14 protein-coding genes and 1 riboswitch are annotated in these 16,817 nt (G+C 58.5%); of the genes, 1 reads left to right on the forward strand and 13 read right to left on the reverse strand.

All coding sequences use genetic code 11. The features are described from left to right. Window positions 1-10 precede the first annotated feature (10 nt). The 10 genes from DFT_RS00465 to DFT_RS00510 all read right to left on the reverse strand — a co-directional run bounded on the left by DFT_RS00465 (window position 11) and on the right by DFT_RS00510 (window position 10,812). Window positions 11-724, reverse strand: a complete 714-nt coding sequence (locus tag DFT_RS00465) for a C39 family peptidase (protein WP_054029289.1) — start codon at window positions 722-724, stop codon at window positions 11-13. 209 nt (window positions 725-933) lie between these two features. Then, a complete protein-coding gene (metW, locus tag DFT_RS00470; protein WP_054029290.1) occupies window positions 934-1,623 on the reverse strand; it encodes a methionine biosynthesis protein MetW in 690 nt (229 codons plus the stop codon). Next, window positions 1,620-2,771, reverse strand: a complete 1,152-nt coding sequence (gene metX, locus DFT_RS00475; protein WP_054029291.1) for a homoserine O-acetyltransferase MetX — start codon at window positions 2,769-2,771, stop codon at window positions 1,620-1,622. The genes metW and metX overlap by 4 nt, the downstream gene beginning before the upstream one ends. A gap of 13 nt (window positions 2,772-2,784) precedes the next feature. Then, window positions 2,785-4,092, reverse strand: coding sequence for an O-acetylhomoserine aminocarboxypropyltransferase/cysteine synthase family protein (locus DFT_RS00480; RefSeq protein ID WP_152971812.1), 1,308 nt, complete (start codon window positions 4,090-4,092; stop codon window positions 2,785-2,787). Window positions 4,093-4,180: 88 nt separating this feature from the next. Then, window positions 4,181-4,277, reverse strand: a riboswitch (SAM riboswitch). A gap of 78 nt (window positions 4,278-4,355) precedes the next feature. After that, window positions 4,356-5,813: a cobyrinic acid a,c-diamide synthase CobB gene (locus DFT_RS00485; protein ID WP_369688293.1), complete on the reverse strand. Its 1,458-nt coding sequence runs from the start codon at window positions 5,811-5,813 to the stop codon at window positions 4,356-4,358. A gap of 18 nt (window positions 5,814-5,831) precedes the next feature. Then, window positions 5,832-6,071 carry a dissimilatory sulfite reductase D family protein gene (locus DFT_RS00490; RefSeq protein ID WP_054029292.1) on the reverse strand — a complete coding sequence of 80 codons (240 nt, stop codon included), beginning with the start codon at window positions 6,069-6,071 and terminating at the stop codon, window positions 5,832-5,834. Between the two features lie 97 nt (window positions 6,072-6,168). Then, complete coding sequence (gene dsrB / locus DFT_RS00495) at window positions 6,169-7,314, reverse strand: dissimilatory-type sulfite reductase subunit beta (protein ID WP_054029293.1); 1,146 nt, start codon at window positions 7,312-7,314, stop codon at window positions 6,169-6,171. Between the two features lie 12 nt (window positions 7,315-7,326). Then, a complete protein-coding gene (gene dsrA / locus DFT_RS00500) occupies window positions 7,327-8,643 on the reverse strand; it encodes a dissimilatory-type sulfite reductase subunit alpha (protein ID WP_054029294.1) in 1,317 nt (438 codons plus the stop codon). 328 nt (window positions 8,644-8,971) lie between these two features. Beyond that, the gene (locus DFT_RS00505; RefSeq protein ID WP_054029295.1) at window positions 8,972-10,165 is read right to left on the reverse strand and encodes a hypothetical protein; all 1,194 of its coding nucleotides are present in this window, start codon (window positions 10,163-10,165) and stop codon (window positions 8,972-8,974) included. Window positions 10,166-10,197: 32 nt separating this feature from the next. Then, a complete protein-coding gene (locus tag DFT_RS00510) occupies window positions 10,198-10,812 on the reverse strand; it encodes a tetratricopeptide repeat protein (RefSeq protein WP_054029296.1) in 615 nt (204 codons plus the stop codon). A 231-nt stretch (window positions 10,813-11,043) separates the two neighbouring features. Here DFT_RS00510 and dapA point away from each other — a divergent pair, with 231 nt between their 5' ends. Next, on the forward strand, window positions 11,044-12,084 hold the full coding sequence (gene dapA / locus DFT_RS00515) for a 4-hydroxy-tetrahydrodipicolinate synthase (RefSeq protein ID WP_054029297.1): 1,041 nt from the start codon (window positions 11,044-11,046) through the stop codon (window positions 12,082-12,084). Window positions 12,085-12,102: 18 nt separating this feature from the next. Here dapA and DFT_RS00520 read toward each other — a convergent pair whose 3' ends face one another. The 3 genes from DFT_RS00520 to DFT_RS00530 form a co-directional block, all read right to left on the reverse strand. Then, window positions 12,103-13,566, reverse strand: coding sequence for an MltF family protein (locus DFT_RS00520; RefSeq protein WP_054029298.1), 1,464 nt, complete (start codon window positions 13,564-13,566; stop codon window positions 12,103-12,105). A gap of 21 nt (window positions 13,567-13,587) precedes the next feature. Then, window positions 13,588-14,766, reverse strand: coding sequence for a multidrug effflux MFS transporter (locus DFT_RS00525; RefSeq protein ID WP_054029299.1), 1,179 nt, complete (start codon window positions 14,764-14,766; stop codon window positions 13,588-13,590). A 140-nt stretch (window positions 14,767-14,906) separates the two neighbouring features. Beyond that, a complete protein-coding gene (locus tag DFT_RS00530) occupies window positions 14,907-16,817 on the reverse strand; it encodes a propionyl-CoA synthetase (RefSeq protein ID WP_054029300.1) in 1,911 nt (636 codons plus the stop codon).

Below are 16,817 nucleotides of genomic sequence, written 5' to 3' on the forward strand. Positions count from 1 at the left end.
CTCCTTGGGCTTACCCCTTTTTGGGGGTGACGACCAGCAGATTGGCGTCGTAGGTGAGGATGCCCAACATGATGGCGCACACCAGCCGGTTCAAGCGCACCGGGTAGATCTGGCTTTCGCTGAGGGGGTTGGGCAGCAAGGGATCGGCCACCAGGGCCGTGCGGGTGTTCATGCTGTAGCCGCACAGAACGACAAAATGGCCCGTCGGCTCCCCTTTGATATCGTCATAGACCATTTTGCGGCCCACCGCGACCTCCCGTGCCGTGCGATAAAGGTAGGTGGCAGACAGCCCGGTCAATATCGGTACGCCTCGCTTGAGAAGGCCGCGGATGAGGCTGGCGGTCATGTCCTCGAAGCGGATGGTTCCGCCCATGCGCAGAAAATCGAGGTAGGCTTTACTGGCCGACCTGATTTTGGGATGGACTTTGGTGCGCATCTGGCGTTGGAGCCGTTCGCCCATCTCCCTGGGACTCATTTTGAACCAGGTGGGATCGAACACCTCCAGGTTGTAGGTGTAGAGCTTGGCCCGGTACCCGCGCTGCAGGGCGTGGCAACCCATGAGCACGGCCAGGGTACCGCCGCCTTTGAGCTGCTTGACTTCGCGGATCACCTGCTTGAGCGGGATGTCGTCTTCATAGTAGTTGTAGACGGCCTGGAGGCAGGTGGGACCGCAGGTGGTGTCGTCGGGTTGAGCCAAAATTTCAAATTGCAGCTGGGTGTCCATGTCGGCACGGGCAGGCGGTGGTAATCCATGTTTTCAAGTTGTTTCGGCGGTATAACCCCTTTTTCAACGTCACAAGCGACCATAATCTTGCCCGGTCCCAAAATCAATCGAATAATCGAGTGATCAGGGATTCTAACTGAGCGCGATGTATTTAACCCGGCGTGTGTGGGACAGGTGGCCAGGGCCACCCACGCCTGCCATCTCCGTTGTCATGCGATTTTTTTATCAATAAACTTTTGGGAAGTGCGCCCTTCAGTGGGAATCACATTCAGTTGGAATTGTTTTCGGGTGATGACAAACATCCCCACATGGGCCATCAGGTTGGTCACCGTGATGGGCAGCCGGTGCATCCATTTGCCGGCGATGAGGTAGCGCTCCTGCACGATCCGGATGTTCTGGGCGTGACAGTAGTCGAAAAAGTCGCGGATGGAGAGCACGCGGATGTTGGGGGTGTCGTACCATTCGAAAGGCAGGGCCGGCGATTTGGGAGCCCGCCCGCCGAAAAACAGCCCGCGCCGCAGCTGCCACTGGGCGAAATTGGGAAAGCCCACGACGCCATAGCGGCCGATGCGCAGCATTTCGTTGAAGACCAGCAGGGGATTCTTGACCACCTGCAGGGTCTGGTTCAGGATCACGTAGTCGTAGGCATTGTCGGGAAAGTCGGCCAACCCCTCGTCCAGGTCGCCCTGGTAGACGTTGAGGCCGAAGGCGAGGCCTTCGATCAGTTGGTCGCCGCTGATGTCCACGCCTGTTCCGCGGATGCGGCGCTTGGCGACCAACTCGTTGAGCAGGCTGCAATCGCCGCATCCCAGGTCCAGCACAGAGACACCCTCGGGCACCAGGGTAAGAATCACATCCCGGTCGGTGCGGCTGAGGCGGTCTACGTATTGGGCGTTCATGCGGTTATCTCCTTATCTACGGTCTTCTCCACGCCGGTGAGGAACCCGGAGACGATACGGGTCAACTTCTCCTCCTCCACCAGAAAGGCGTCGTGGCCGTAGGGCGAATCTATATCGATGAAGGACACCGGTTTGCCGCAGGAAAGCATGGCGCGGACCATCTCCTTGGTCTGACTGGTGGGAAAGAGCCAGTCGGTGCTGTAGGAGACGAACAGGCAGCGCGCCTGAACCCGCGCGAAGGCTTCTTTCAGCGGGCCGTAGGATCGTTCGATATCGAAGTAGTCCATGGCCTTGGTGATATAAAGATAGCTGTTGGCGTCGAACCGCTCGGTAAAGGCGCTGCCCTTGTGGTTGAGGTAGCTTTCGATGGCGAATTCACTGGAGAAGTTGTAGCTCAGCCGGTTGGCCGACTGGAGCCGGCGGCCGAACTTGGCGTCCAGCAGCATTTCCGACAGGTAGGTGATGTGGCCGATCATGCGGGCCGTGGCCAGTCCCTGCTCCGGCCCCCTGCCGGTGTAGTGCCCCTCTCTCCATTCCGGATCGCGGGTGATGGCGCTTCGACCGATGCTGTTGAAGGCGATGGCCTGGGCCGAAAGGCGCGGGGCCGATGCGATGCAGATGGCCGAACGCACCATTTCCGGATAACGCAGACTCCATTCCAGCACCTGAAACCCGCCCATTGAGCCGCCGGCCATACTGTAGAGACGTTGGATACCCAAGTGGTCCAGGAGGCGCTTCTGAGCCGCGACCATGTCGCCGATGGTCACCACCGGAAAGGTGAGGCCGTAAGGATCGCCGGTGCGCGCATCGATGCTGGTCGGACCGGTCGATCCCTTGCAGCCGCCGATGATATTGGAGCAGATGACCCAGTAGCGGCGGGTGTCGAACGCCTTGCCCGGGCCGATCATGTTGTCCCACCAGCCGGTGCGGCGATCGTGGGGGTCGTGATATCCGGCCACGTGGTGGTCCCCGGAAAGGGCGTGGCAGATCAAAATGGCATTGGAGTGATCCGCGTTGGGTTCGCCATAGCTCTCGTAGACAATGTCCACCGGACCCAGCGTATAACCGGATTCGAGGACCAGCGGATCATCCTTGCCGCCGAAGGTGAATGTCTGGGGGGTTACCCGTCCAACCGACTTGCGATCCATATGAATAATACCTTTAATCTCCCTGCAGGGTACAGCTGACGCCATGTTTCAGGGCCTGATCCAGATCTGCGATGATGTCGTCGATATCCTCGATGCCCACGCTGAGGCGGATAAAGTCGGGCGTGACGCCGGCGGCCTGCTGTTCCGCCGGGCTCAGTTGTTCATGGGTGGTGGAGGCAGGGTGGATGACCAGGCTCTTGGCATCGCCGATATTGGCCAGGTGGCTGAAGAGGTTGCAGCTTTCGATGAATTTCACGGCCGCCTGACGTCCGCCCCGGATGCCGAAGCCGACCAGCGCTCCCTGCCCCTTGGGAAGATATTTCCCTTTCAGGTCATAGGTGGGAGACGAAGGCAATCCGGGATAACGCACCCAGGCCACGCAGGGGTGCTTTTCCAGCCATTGGGCCACGGCCATCCCGTTTTCGCTGTGCCGCTGCATGCGCAGGGCCAGGGTTTCCAGTCCCTGCAGGAAAAGCCAGGCATTGAAGGGGCTGATGGCGGCGCCCATGTCGCGCAGCCCCAGCACCCGGGCACGCAGGATGAAGGTCAGGTTGCCGAAGGCATCGTGGAACTTGAGACCGTGGTAGGCCGGCTCGGGTTCCAGGAAAGCGGCGAAGCGGCCCGAAGCGGCCCAATCGAACCGGCCCGAGTCGACGATGATTCCACCGATGGAGGTGCCGTGACCACCGATGAATTTGGTGGCCGAATGGACCACAATGGCGGCACCATACGCGATGGGGCGGAGCAGGTAGGGTGTGGTGACCGTGTTGTCCACGACCAGCGGAATGCCGTGGGTTTGCCCGATTCTGGAGATCTTTTCGATGTCGATGATGTCGAGCTTGGGATTGCCGATGCTCTCCACGAAAAAGGCCTTGGTGCGATCGTTGACCGCCTGCTCCCAGCCGTTCAGATCGCCCGGTGTGACATAGCGAACCCGGATGCCGAGTTTGGGCAGGGTGTGGGTGAAGAGGCTGACCGTACCCCCGTACAGATCGGTGGAGGCCACGATTTCATCACCGGCTTGAGCCAAAGTGAGAATGGTCAGGGTCGCGGCGGCCTGGCCCGAGGCCACGGCCAGGGCGCCCACACCGCCCTCCAGGGCCGCCATGCGCTGTTCGAGCACGTCGGTTGTCGGGTTCATGATGCGTGTGTAGATATTGCCGAATTTTCGCAGACCGAACAGGTCGGCCGCGTGGGTGGTGTCGTCGAACGTGTAGGAGGTGGTCTGGTAGAGCGGCACAGCGCGCGAATGGGTCTCGCTGTCCGGCGTGTGGCCGCCATGGATGGCCTGAGTGGAAAATCCCTTGTATGTCTTGGTCATGGCAATCCTCCTCGGATCGTCTGTCGGTATTAAAATAAAAAAACCTCTCGCGCCGGAGAGGTCTAACATATCCCATGTTGTCTCGCCGACCTCATGTTTCCCTTTACGGGCTGGATTTGGCACCTTTATGGACAGGTTGCCGGGCGGTCGTCAGGCCAGTTCCCTCGCGCCTCTCAACATGATTATGTATGTGACCGGAATATTTAAGGCATCAACTTCGAATTGTCAAGCCGGGGATCAGGGCAACGAACGCGTTGTAAGGATCAGCGGCCCGATTTGGCCTGGAGGAATTCCCGCGCTCTGTCCACGAGGGCGGGTGCCCATTGGGGGGTGCCCAGCGCGTGGATGTGGGTATAGGTGGCCAATACGCGATTGTGGCACAAGCCGTCCAGGCCGTTTTTGAGCCCCTTTCCGCGCTCCATTTCGAAAGCCATGGATTCTGGGGGGCTTTCCAGAAGCTGCACCGTGGAGTAATGGAATTCGTGTCCTTTGATGGTCTGGCCGGTTTCAAAGTAAGGATTTGGGCGGGCCACCCGGGCGATGGTGTAACCGTGCCCCTGGGGCCGCTTGGAAAACCCGAAAGAGACGGGCAGCACGCCGGTCATGGGAAAGGTCCCGTCGTCGAGGACGAGTTCCCGGCCCATGTACATCAACCCGCCGCACTCGGCATAAATAGGCAGGCCTTGCTCGGCCTGGCTTTTGATCTGGTCACGGTAAGTCACATTGCGGGCCAGGCGCTGGGCGTGGGTTTCTGGAAATCCGCCGCCGATATAAAGGGCGTCTACGTCGGGCAGGTTGTCTTCGAACAGCGGGCTCGTGACCACCAGGTCCGCGCCCGCCTGAACCAGGGCATCGAGGTTTTCCGGGTAGTAGAACTGGAAGGCCGAGTCCCGGATGATGCCGATCCGCGGCCGCGGCAGGGCCGGCTCCGCATAAGTTGTTTTGGGTGTCATTGTTCTTGCGGAGCGGGTCCCTGTGCCCATGGAATCGAAGCGGCCGTGTAAGGGTACCCCGGCGATGTCGGACAGCCGGGCCAGGTCGATATATTGTTCCGCCAGTTCGGCGATGGTGGCCACGGCGTCCTGGGCCCACTGGTGCTCGTAGGTGGGCACCAGCCCCATGTGGCGTTCGGGAAAGCTCTGTTTGCGAAGCTTGGGAACCGCTCCCACCACAGGAATGCCGCAGTGCTCCTCGATACTGGTGCGCAGGATGTTTTCATGTCTTGCGCCGGCGACGTGGTTCAGGACGACGCCCTTGATCTGCACCGCCGGGTCGAATTGGATGCAACCGGCCACCACGGCGGCCATGGTGCGAGTGGTTTTTGTAGCATCGATGCAGAGGATGACCGGCAGGCCGAGCAGTTTGGCCAGTTCGGCGGTGGAGGTCAGGCCGTCGGTGCTGATGCAGTCGTAGAGGCCGCGATTGCCCTCGATCACTGCGGCGCCGGTGCTTTGCGTGTGTCTTTGAAAAGAGTCGACAATGGTGGGGGAATCGATAAGGAAGGTGTCCAGGTTATAGCAAGGCCGGCCGGCGGCCAGAGCCAGCCAGCCGGCATCGATATAATCGGGACCCTTTTTAAAGGGTGCAACCAATACACCCCGGTTCCTGAGCGCCGCAATGATGCCGACCGAGAAAATCGTTTTTCCCGAACCGCCGCGCAAGGCAGCGACGACAAAGCCGGGGCAGCCGGCCTGGGGCCTTTGTGATGGAACCGGTATCAATGTTGGAGTGCCGAAGGTCTAATCTTCGCCTTCGCTGTGGGCTTGCTTGCCAGTTCCATGCAGACCGTACATGGAGGTGCTGCCGCTGGACCAATACTCCAGAACGCCGTCCTCGACCAACTTGTTGACGATCTTCTTCGCATCCCGGGGTTTCATGTCGAGAATCTTGGAAAGATCGTTGAAGTAAAACTTCGATTTGGTCTTCAGCTTCTTGGTCAGTTGGTCAACGATTAACTGTTTCGCCTCTTCATATTCCATTGCCATATTCCCCTTTCATCCTCTGCGGGTCTAAGGGCTGCAGGGGGCCAAGGCCCCCTGCAGTTCGTGTATAACACTCTTGCTTAACGGTCGTTCATTAGAACTTGAACTGCGTGGTCTGGCGCCAGGTATAGTAGGCCGGATCACGGAAATCATCGATCAGATGATGCGTGAAGTCAAGTTCGCATTTTTCGAAGAACCGCTCCCAGCCAATGCGCTCGGCCCATTCACCCAGCCGTTCGTATTTGCGTGCATCTTTTGCATAGGCTTCGATCATCTGCTTGATGGTCTCTGCGGTTTTCGGCCAGCGCGGCGCTTCGTTGGGGATGAAGGCCACGACGACCTTGGAGAACTTGGGCGCGCTGATGCGGTTGGAGACCTTGCCGCCGGCCATGATGACGATGCCGTCACCTTCGGTGTCGGCGAGGGGCATGGAGGGGCACATGGTGTAGCAGTTGCCACAGAACATGCAGCGCTCGTTGTTCACGGCCACCGAATTCAGTTTCTGGCCGTTGATTTCGACCTTGGCCGGTTTGATGGCGGCGGTGGGGCAAGCCGCGATGGCCAGCGGAATTTCGCACATCTTGTCCAGGTACTCATGGTCCAGCATCGGCGGTTTGCGATGGTAGCCGAGGATGGCGATGTCCGAGCAGTGCACGGCGCCGCACATGTTCAGGCAGCAGGCCAGGGAGACGCGCACGTGGGCCGGCATGCGATGCTGCTGGAAATCGGCGAACACTTCGTCCATAACCGCCTTGACCGGCCCTGAAGCATCGGTGGCCGGAGTGTGACAATGGATCCAGCCCTGGGTGTGCACGATGTTGGAGACGCCGGCGCCGGTGCCGCCCACGGGAAACTTGAACGAACCGCCCTTGAACTTGCGGCCGGCCAGGTCGTCGAGCAGGGGCTGTACCTTGGATTTGTTGTCGACCATGAACTCGATGTTGTTGCGGGTGGTCCAACGCACGTGGCCGCCGCAGTGCTTGTCGGCGATTTCGCAGATTTCACGGATGTGTGAGGTGCTCATGAGGCGGGCGCCGCCGCAGCGGACCGTGTAGACTTCGTCTCCGGATTCGGCCACATGAACCAGCACGCCCGGCTGCAGGTATTCGTGATAGAGCCATTTGCCTTTGTTCTTGGCGATGACCGGCGGATAGAACTCGTCGTATTTGCGCGGGCCGATATCGGTGATCCGGTCTTCCATCGGTTTTTCCGGATTGTATCCTGAAGAAATAAATGCCATGGTGTCGCCCTCCTATCTCAAGTGATGTTTTCTGAACTCGTTGATGTCGCGCTCCCAGCCGCCTTCGACCTCTTCTTCTTTCCAGAAGATGTACGGGTTGGAGCGCGGCTCTTGCACCATGCGCGGATCAGGATCAACGCCCAGAACCTCGATCACTTTTTGCAGGCCCTGGCGTTTCATCAATTCGCCCAAACGTTCACGGTTCTTGCCTTCTTCCATCCACCAATCCCACAGCGGCTCGATGACCTCTTCCTTGATCTTGGTGTAGGGAGGTTCGCACTCGATAAAGGGCACGACCAGGGTGCCCATCTGGGCGCCGTCGAGGATCGGGGCCTTGGCGCCGGCCAGGATGGAGACGCCGCGTTCGTCGCCGATGCGCAGGGCGCGCGGCATGACGTTGATGCAGTGCATGCAGCGGGTGCACTCACGGTTATTGATCTTCAGGGTCTTGCCGTCCATGGCCATGCAGCCGGTGGGGCAAAGATCAATGACTTCTTTCTGAATGTCGAACTTGCCCCAGTCGCGTCCGGAGTGGGCGCCGGCGTTGGGGACGATTTCGCCGCCGATATAGGCCTGTACGGCTGCCTGGTCGATTTTGATGTCGTCTTTCCAGGTACCGATGAAGGAGAGGTCTGAACGAGCGATGGAGGCCACGCAGCAGTTGGGGCAGCCATCGAACTTGAACTTGAATTTATACGGGAAGGCCGGACGATGGAGCTCGTCCTGGTACTCGTTGGTCAGGTCATAGCAAAGCGCCTGGGTATCGTAGCAGGCATATTCGCATCGTGCCTGGCCGATGCAGTCGGCCGGGGTGCGCAGGTTGGAGCCCGAGCCGCCCAGGTCCTGATCCAGCTTGTGGGTCAGTTCATAGAAAATTTCTTCCAGTTGGGGGGTGGTGGTGCCCAGGAAGATGATGTCGCCGGTGGAGCCATGCATATTGGTGATACCGGATCCACGGAAATCCCACAAATCGCAGAGGTCGCGCAGGAATTTGGTGGTGTAGAACTTGCCGCCCGGCTGGTTGATCCGCATGGTGTGAAAGTGCGCGACACCGGGGAACATCTGGGGTTGGTCGCAGTAACGGCCAATGACGCCGCCGCCGTATCCGAAAACACCCACGATGCCGCCATGTTTCCAGTGGGTCCGGCCATGCTTGTAAGAGAGTTCGAGCACGCCCAGAAGGTCTTCAACGGCGTCCTGGGGAACCTGGAACTCGATGCCTTCCGCGTTTTTCGCCCGTTTCTCGGCTTGCTGCTTCAAGTCAGACACAAAGCTTGGCCACGGTCCGGATTCAAGCTGGTCCAACATCGGGGTTTCGTGTTTTGCCATCTTTTTACCTCCATTTGGTTAATAAACAAATCTTATGACTTAACGACGCAATAGGCTGAGTTAAAAAATGGTCACCTCCTCTCGGTATGCATTATTTATCGCTTGATTTTTCAGGTTATATCCAAAAAAGCATGACGCTTGAATAACGGGCGGAAAAAATCTCGATCAAAGGATGCTGATATAGAAAGATTTGCCTGGTTTGTCAATAAAAAAGCCCTTATCGACGGCTGATGGAGACCCTGGCTGCTCGCCGTTCCGGGCGATAACGCTTATATCCTGGAAACCCTTCCCATCGCAATTTGCCGGCCATGGCCGATAGGCTTTTTCGTCAGGTGGTTGTGTGCATCAACGCTTGGATTTGCTCGGCGTGTCGTTTCAGATGGCGTTGGATCAGGGTCGCCTCCGGCAGGGACCGGGGATATCGGTTCAGGATCTCCAGCCCCAAATCGACCAGGTCCTCCCGGGTGTGGGATGCCAGATATTGCTTAGCGGCCTCTGCGAATGCCGGTGGCAGATCGTGACGGCCGGCCATCTTTTCGAGCCCTTCTCCAAATCCCTTCCATATGGGGGCGAGGGCGGCCTCTCCGGCCCAGATCAGTTCGCCGACGCCATCGATGCGATCGATGCGCATCCACAAGGAGGTGCGTAGAAAAAAAACGGCCAACGTTTCCAGCAAGGTTTCCAGGGTAATGGGGTCTTGCGTGTCCAGGTTCAGCAGCGGGGCACACCGGCGGACGGTGATCAGGCGCAGATCGATGCCATCAGGTGTTGCCTTGACGACGAAATCCCCGGCGGCATGGTGCCAATGCTGAATGGCGGATAGGGTGTAGGGATCGAAGTGGCAGGTCAGTATCAGCATGGCCTGACGATAGAGGTCGGCACTTTGAGTTTCGCTTAGTTGCCAGTGGCCCTGATCCGGGTCCCACACCACATGGCGATTGGCGCCGCTGGGACTGGAGTGGGCCAGGTGAAACTCGTGATAGTGGGAAAACCATTCGCCGGCGAACATGGGGAGTTCGCCGCCGCTGCCGGGCCTGCCCGCTCCGAAGTGGTAGACCTCGGGCAGGAGGTGGTCGGCAAATCGGCGACTCAGCTGCTTCAGGCACTCGGTTTCGATCGCGATGATATCCTGCCCCTCTCGACTGACGGCCACATTGACCACTATGGGGACATCGACACCACCCGTTGCCAGGATGACCATGGCCGGGTGATAGCAGTTGCCGTGTTTGACCAGGTGGATGCGGATTTCCTCAATGGCATGGTTTGTATGCTTCTCCCGCATCCTGCTGACCGCCCGGCGGCCGACGGCCATGCGGTCTCGGGTCAGGAAGTCAACGACCGCCGTAAAATAGTCTCCGTATGTCACTGCGGCCTGAGAATGATGAGCGGCTCCCTTCTCGAAATACGCTCGATCGAGGGGCAGCGGCCGATGCCATTGATCGTCCCTTGGGCCGATGGCCATCGGTGGATGGCCGACAAAAAAGACCACGCTGGATGCGACGTCGGTTTCAGACCGATTCATAGAGGGGGGTTCCGCCTCTGTTGAGTGACAGGCTATGCCTCGATATCCTTGAGGATTTGGGGGGCGACCTCAAATCCCAATTCCACTGCGCGCCGGGCATGCAGCCTGGCCTTTTCCAGATCTCCTTTTTCAAGGTAGGCGACGGCCAGGTTGTTGTGGGCCACGGGAAAGTTGGGTTCGGCCTTGAGGGCGCTCTGGCAGGCCTCGATGGCCAGGTCCACCTCGCCTTTCATGAGATAGGCCGTCGCCATGGAGGTGTACCCCTGCACAAAACGGAAGTTGAAGGCGGTGGAGCGTTTGAATGATTCGATGGCCTTGTCCACCTCGCCTCTTTGCAGGTGCACATAACCGATGTTGCCGTAGCCTTCCGAAAACCCCGGTCGGGCTTTGACGGCCCGCTGGTTCCAATCCAGGCAACCATCCAGGTCGCCGCGCTTCAGACACAATCCACCCAGTTGGACGTAAGCTTCGGCTAAACTTGGACTGCAGTCAATGGCTTCTAAAAAAGCACGCTCGGCTTCGTCATCCTGATGTTTGCCCAGCAGGGCCACGCCGAGGTTGTAATGGGTCGTTCCACATTCGGGGTTGGCAGCCAACGCCTGTTTCTGAATTGCAATATATTCGTCTATGTTTCTTGCCTGGGGCATGGTAATCGGTCCCTTTTTTTTGGATGTTTGATTATAAGTCCTTGGATAACATGTTGAGCATAACCATAACGCAGATATCGAACAAATTGGCCGCTTGCCGATGGGCACCCGGTCATCGTTATGCTGCCGTTCGGGGCTTGTCAAGGCATTTCACAATAAGATCTTGACAGCATTCCCGAGCTTCTCTAATTCTTTAACTTTAATTCTGTAAACCTGACAAGAGGGGGAAAAATGAAACCCGGATGTTATACCGCCCTGGTGACACCGTTCACCACAGACGGGACCCGCGTTGATCGGGAGGGGTTGGAGCAGCTGGCGGCGTTTCAGATCGACGGCGGCATCACCGGTATTCTGGCCGTGGGCACCACCGGCGAGAGTCCGACCTTGGACTGGGAAGAGCATAATCTGGTGGTGGAGCAGGTGGCCAAGGCCTGCAAGGGACGCTGCCTCTGCATTGCCGGCACTGGCAGCAACAATACCCAGGAGGCCATGAAGGCAACGGCCCATGCCGTCGAACAGGGTGTCGATGCGGTCCTGCTCGTGGACCCCTATTACAACGGTCCCAGTTCCATAGAAATCCGACGGGAATATGTGGCGCCTATCGCCGCAGCTTTTCCGGGTGTGGAGATCATTCCCTACATCATTCCAGGCCGTACCGGTGCCCAGATGTTGCCCGAAGACCTGGCCCTGCTGTTCAAGACCCATCCCAATGTGAGCACGGTCAAAGAGGCCACGGCCGATTTGAACAATATGCGCCGCACGCGGACCTGTTGCGGGTCGGACTTTACCATTCTCTCCGGTGACGATGCCATGACCTACGAGATGGTGACCGATACGGCCATAGACGCTGCCGGCGTCATCTCGGTGGTCAGCAATATCGTTCCCAAGGCGGCTACCCAGATGGTGGAACGGCTCATCGGCGGTGACCGGGCCGGCGCCGAATCCCTTCTCAATGGGTTGGAGCCGCTTTTCGGTTTGGTGACCGTGAAGACCCGGGAGATGACCGCAAATGGAGAGGTGGTTTGCCGCGCCCGAAATCCCCTGGCCATCAAGACCCTGATGCGTTTGTTGGGCATGCCTTCAGGACCCTGCCGACAACCCCTTGGCAAGATGACGCGCAACGGCCTGGAAGCCGTCCTTGCGATCGCCCGCGGCGTGTGGCGCGACCATCCGGAACTGCTTCAACCGATTGGTGATTTCTTCAACGTGGACATCTCCGAACGGCTGGACAATCCAAAGTATCAGGATGGGTTGTATTACGAAAATTATTAGATGAAAATCGGGTAGATCCTACGAAGGCGGAAATGCGCTGTCGGACCGCTGGTCGACCACCTGTGCGGCTGTCTGGTAGGCCACGTAATAGATGTAAATGTTGCTGACATATTGGACCGGTTCGCGCCCGATGAACCTGAGCGCCGCCTGTTCCACATTGGAAAACCATTGATTGGGGTCCAGTCCAAGTTTTTCGGCCCTTTTGCGCATCTGGTTGATTCGCGTCGGGCCGGCGTTGTAGGCGGCGATGGCAAAGTCGATGCGGTATTCGGGCGCAATGGCCGGATCGTCGAAATAGGTATCCCGGAGGTAGGCCAGATATTTGACGCCGGCATGAATGTTGTTCTCGACGTCGGTGATGCCGGGGATGCCGATGGCCGGGCCGGCAGCGGTGCTGGGGAGCAGCTGCATGATGCCTACCGCGCCGCGATGACTTCGGGCCGCGTGGTCCAGGCGGGACTCCTGGTAGGCCAGCGCCGCGATTTTCAGCCAGTCGAATCCGTAGGTCCGAGCATATTTTTGAAACAGCTCCTTCAGCGTGTCGAATTGATTTCTATATTTGGATGAAAGCGGATTTTGAATCCAACGGGTGTTTTCGTAGTAGCGCCGGACGAGCATGTTGCCGGCGAAGGTTCCCTGCCTGTGAGTCCTGAAAAACTGGTTCAGGTTGGCCAGCAATTCTGGGTTCTCTTTACGCACGGCCCAGGCGATCTCTCCACCGCTGCTGACCTTGATCTCTTCGTGCACCTGAATATCGGGCAGCACCCTGGACCAGATCTGGGCAAGGTGTGAATCGACGACGGTCATGTCGTAAATCCCGGCATTGACCATCTGCAGCAAGTCTTCTTCTTCGAGATGGGCATCGGCCTCGATGATTCGGATCGGGCGCTGAAATCGCATTTGAAGATCGAGGTTCAACTCTTTCAGGTGGGTCGCGTAACTGCTTCCTGCCATGACATGAATCGTGCGGCCGGACAAGTCGTTGATGGTTACCGGGTCCCTCACATTGGGGCCGGTGAGCAGGACTTCGTCGACATCTGATAGGTAGGGAGCGGAAAAAGCAACTCTTTCGCTTCGGTCGGGGGTGATGGTCAGGCCAGCCGCGACGATATCCCCCCGGCCATCTTCGAGAGCCGAGAGCAGTTGGTCGAAAGGCAGTACCGAAAAGACCATTTTGATTTTGAGTTCATTTTTTTTTCGATTTTGGTTGAGAAATTCTTCATAGCGTTTGAGCAGGTCGTATTCCAGTCCCCGCGGCGTTCCATTTTCGATGAAAAAGTTGGTTTGATTGTAGGTGACCAGCGCCCGGATGAATCTTCTGCTCTCAAGGATTTCAGGTAGATCACCGTGCCAGGGCGCCGATATGCGTTCGACCGCGGCGGCAGAACTCTGTTCGGAAGGCGGGTTGCCGTCGCATGCCATCATGACGAACGCGGACAGGAAGACGAAAAAAGTGCAGCTGGTCAGTTTGCTCCTATGCATGATCCATTTCCATCCACGAACCTATTGAACCGCTTTGAACGCGCTTTTCCAATAAAAGGCCATCACTTGCAAGCCGACCAGGATCGTCAGACCGCAACCCGCTGACAGAGCCGCGATGATGCCGATTCGATCCGACCATGGTTGGGAGATCAACGCCATGCCGGCGGCACCGGCCACGAAATGAACGAACATGAGCAGGGAGGCGGCGGTTCCCACATCCTGCTCCACTTGCTCGAGCACCAGGTTATTGCTCATCGGCCGTGTCAGCCCCAAGCAGATGGTTACCGTAAACATGGCGGCGGCAAAGGCCGGCGGTCCCAGATGGCCGATGAAACCGATGGCGCATCCGCCGACAACCATGCCGGCGAATCCGATGCGCAGCAGCAGCCAGCCTTTTACCCGCCGGGTCAGCCAACCGCACAGAAACGAGCCGCACATCATGGCCAAAGCGTTGGCGCCAAAATAGAGTCCGAAGCGCTGTGGGCCGAGTCGGAAATGAGACATATAGATGCTCGGTGAACCGGCGATGAAGGCGAAGAGCGGCGTCATGCACATGGAGATGAGCAGGGTCATGACCAGGTAGCGGCCGTTTTTCAGCAACCGCAGGTATCGTCCCAGGATTTGGTTGATCGTGGCCGGAACCTTGATTTTAAGGGGTTCCGGCATGCGCAGCACCCCGCCGAAGGCAATGAGGCCCCACAGGCCTTGGATGAAGAAGACCCACTGCCAGCTGAGCCATTTGATAATCAGGCCCCCCAGCATGGGGGCCAGCATGGGGGCCAGGGCCACGATCACCCCCAGATAGGCCAGCAGTTGCTGACGCTCGTTCGTCTCAAACAGATCCTTTGCGATGGCCATGGTGAGTGAGGCCGCCGAGGCGGCGCCCAAGGCTTGAAAGATGCGAAATAGAATCAGGCTGTGCACGCTGTCGGCAAGGCCGCATAAGACGCTGGCGGCCATGTAGACGCCGATGCCGACGAGAAGCAGCGGGCGACGGCCGAAGCTGTCCGATATGGGGCCGTAAATCAGCAGGGCGGCACTGAAACAGACGAAAAAAAGAATCAGGGTCAGGTTGATGGTGGCGGTGTCGGCGTGCCAAAGGATTTGCAGCGTAGGCAACGCCGGAAGGTACATGTCGGTGCTCATGGGCGGAAATGCGGCCAGTAAAGAGAGCAGCAGCAACGCACGGATATGGTTCATGGGGTCACTTTCCATGGCCGGATGGACCAGCGTTAAAAGCTTTGTCTCTTACTTTATGAATTCCTGATCATCAAGAGCCATCGAAAAAAAAGGGGGCGCCGATGCGCCCCCTCGCTGATAGGGTGAATAGGGTATTTCGTTTATTTGGGTCGAGAACCGGCCAGGCCGATGGTGTTCAAGGCCGCCTCGATTTCCCCCAGGATGGCCGGATCATCGATGGTGGCCGGCGTCTTGAACGCTTTGTTGTCGGCGATTTTCTGGATCGTGCCGCGCAGGATCTTGCCCGAGCGGGTCTTGGGCAGCCGTTTGACCACAGTGGCTTTTTTGAACGAGGCCACCGGTCCGATGCGGTCGCGGACCATTTTCACCACTTCGTCGATGATCTCCTTCTCGGGTCGCTTGACCCCGGCCTTGAGTACGACAAAGCCCACCGGCACTTGGCCCTTGAGGCTGTCCTCCACGCCCAGCACGGCGCATTCGGCCACATCCGGATGATCGGAGAGCACCTCCTCCATGGCGCCGGTGGAGAGACGGTGGCCGGCCACATTGATGATGTCGTCGGTGCGGGACATGACAAAGGCATACCCATCCGTGTCGATGAAGCCGGCATCGGCGGTTTTGTAATAGCCATCGAACTCTTCCAGGTAGGATTCGATGTAGCGTTGGTCATTGTTCCACAGGGTCGGCAGGCTGCCCGGCGGCAACGGCAGTTTGACGACCAGGGCGCCGATATCGCCGGCCTTGACCGGTTGTTTGCTTTCTGGATCCAGCACCTGCAGGTTCCAGCCCGGCGCGGGTTTGGTGGGCGATCCCTCTTTGACCTCGAAGGTGTGCAGGCCCATGCAGTTGGCACAGATGGCCCAGCCGGTCTCGGTTTGCCACCAGTGGTCGATCACCGGTATGCCCAGGTGGCCCCGGGCCCACTTGAGGGTATCGGGGTCGAGGCGCTCGCCCGCGAGGAAAAGGGCCCGGAATTTGGACAGGTCGTACTTTTTGATCAGTTCGCCCTTGGGGTCTTCGCGTTTGATGGCCCGGAAGGCGGTAGGGGCGGTGAACATGGTGCACACTTTATGTTGGGAAATGACCCGCCAGAAGACGCCTGCGTCGGGCGTGCCCACCGGTTTGCCTTCGAAGAGGATCGTCGTGCAGCCCTTGAGCAGGGGGGCATAGACGATATACGAATGGCCCACGACCCAGCCCACATCCGAGGCGGCCCAGTAAACTTCGCCGGCATCGACGTTATAGACGCTTTTCATACTCCATTTCAGGGCCACCGCATGACCGCCATTGTCCCGCACCACGCCCTTGGGCTGCCCCGTGGTGCCCGAGGTGTAGAGGATATACAGCGGGTCGGTGGCCGCCACCGGTACGCAGTCGGCCGGTTTGGCCGAGGCCATGGCCTCCTGCCAATCCAGGTCGCGTCCGGCTACCAGCTCGCTTTTGTGCATGGGCCGTTGAAAGATGATGCACTTCTGGGGTTTGGATTTGGCCATGTCGATGGCGCCATCGAGCAACGGTTTATAGGGGATCACCCTTTGGACCTCGATACCGCAGGAAGCCGAGACGATCACCTTGGGTTTGGCGTCGTTGATGCGCGTGGCCAACTCGTTGGCGGCAAAACCGCCGAAAACGACCGAATGCACGGCGCCGATACGCGCACAGGCCAACATGGCGATGGCTGCCTCGGGTATCATGGGCATGTAAATGATGACCCGGTCGCCCTTTTCCACACCCTGGGCCTTGAGAACGCCGGCAAAGCTCGACGTCTCCTGCTGCAATTGGCTGTAAGTGTAAGTTTTGATCGTGTTGGTGACGGGGCTGTCATAAATGATCGCCGGCTGATCTCCCCGGCCCGTGGCGACGTGATGATCCACCGCGTTGTAGCAGGTGTTGAGCACACCGCCCACGAACCATCGGTAAAAGGGCAGATTGCTGCCGTCGAGCACCTTGTCCCACCGTTTGATCCATACAATGTCCTCCGCCGCTTCGCCCCAGTACCCTTCCGGGTCGTTGATGGAGCGTTCAAAAGCCAGATCGTACGCGTTGGTCAT

This window comes from Desulfatitalea tepidiphila, assembly GCF_001293685.1.
GTDB classification, from domain to species: domain Bacteria; phylum Desulfobacterota; class Desulfobacteria; order Desulfobacterales; family Desulfosarcinaceae; genus Desulfatitalea; species Desulfatitalea tepidiphila.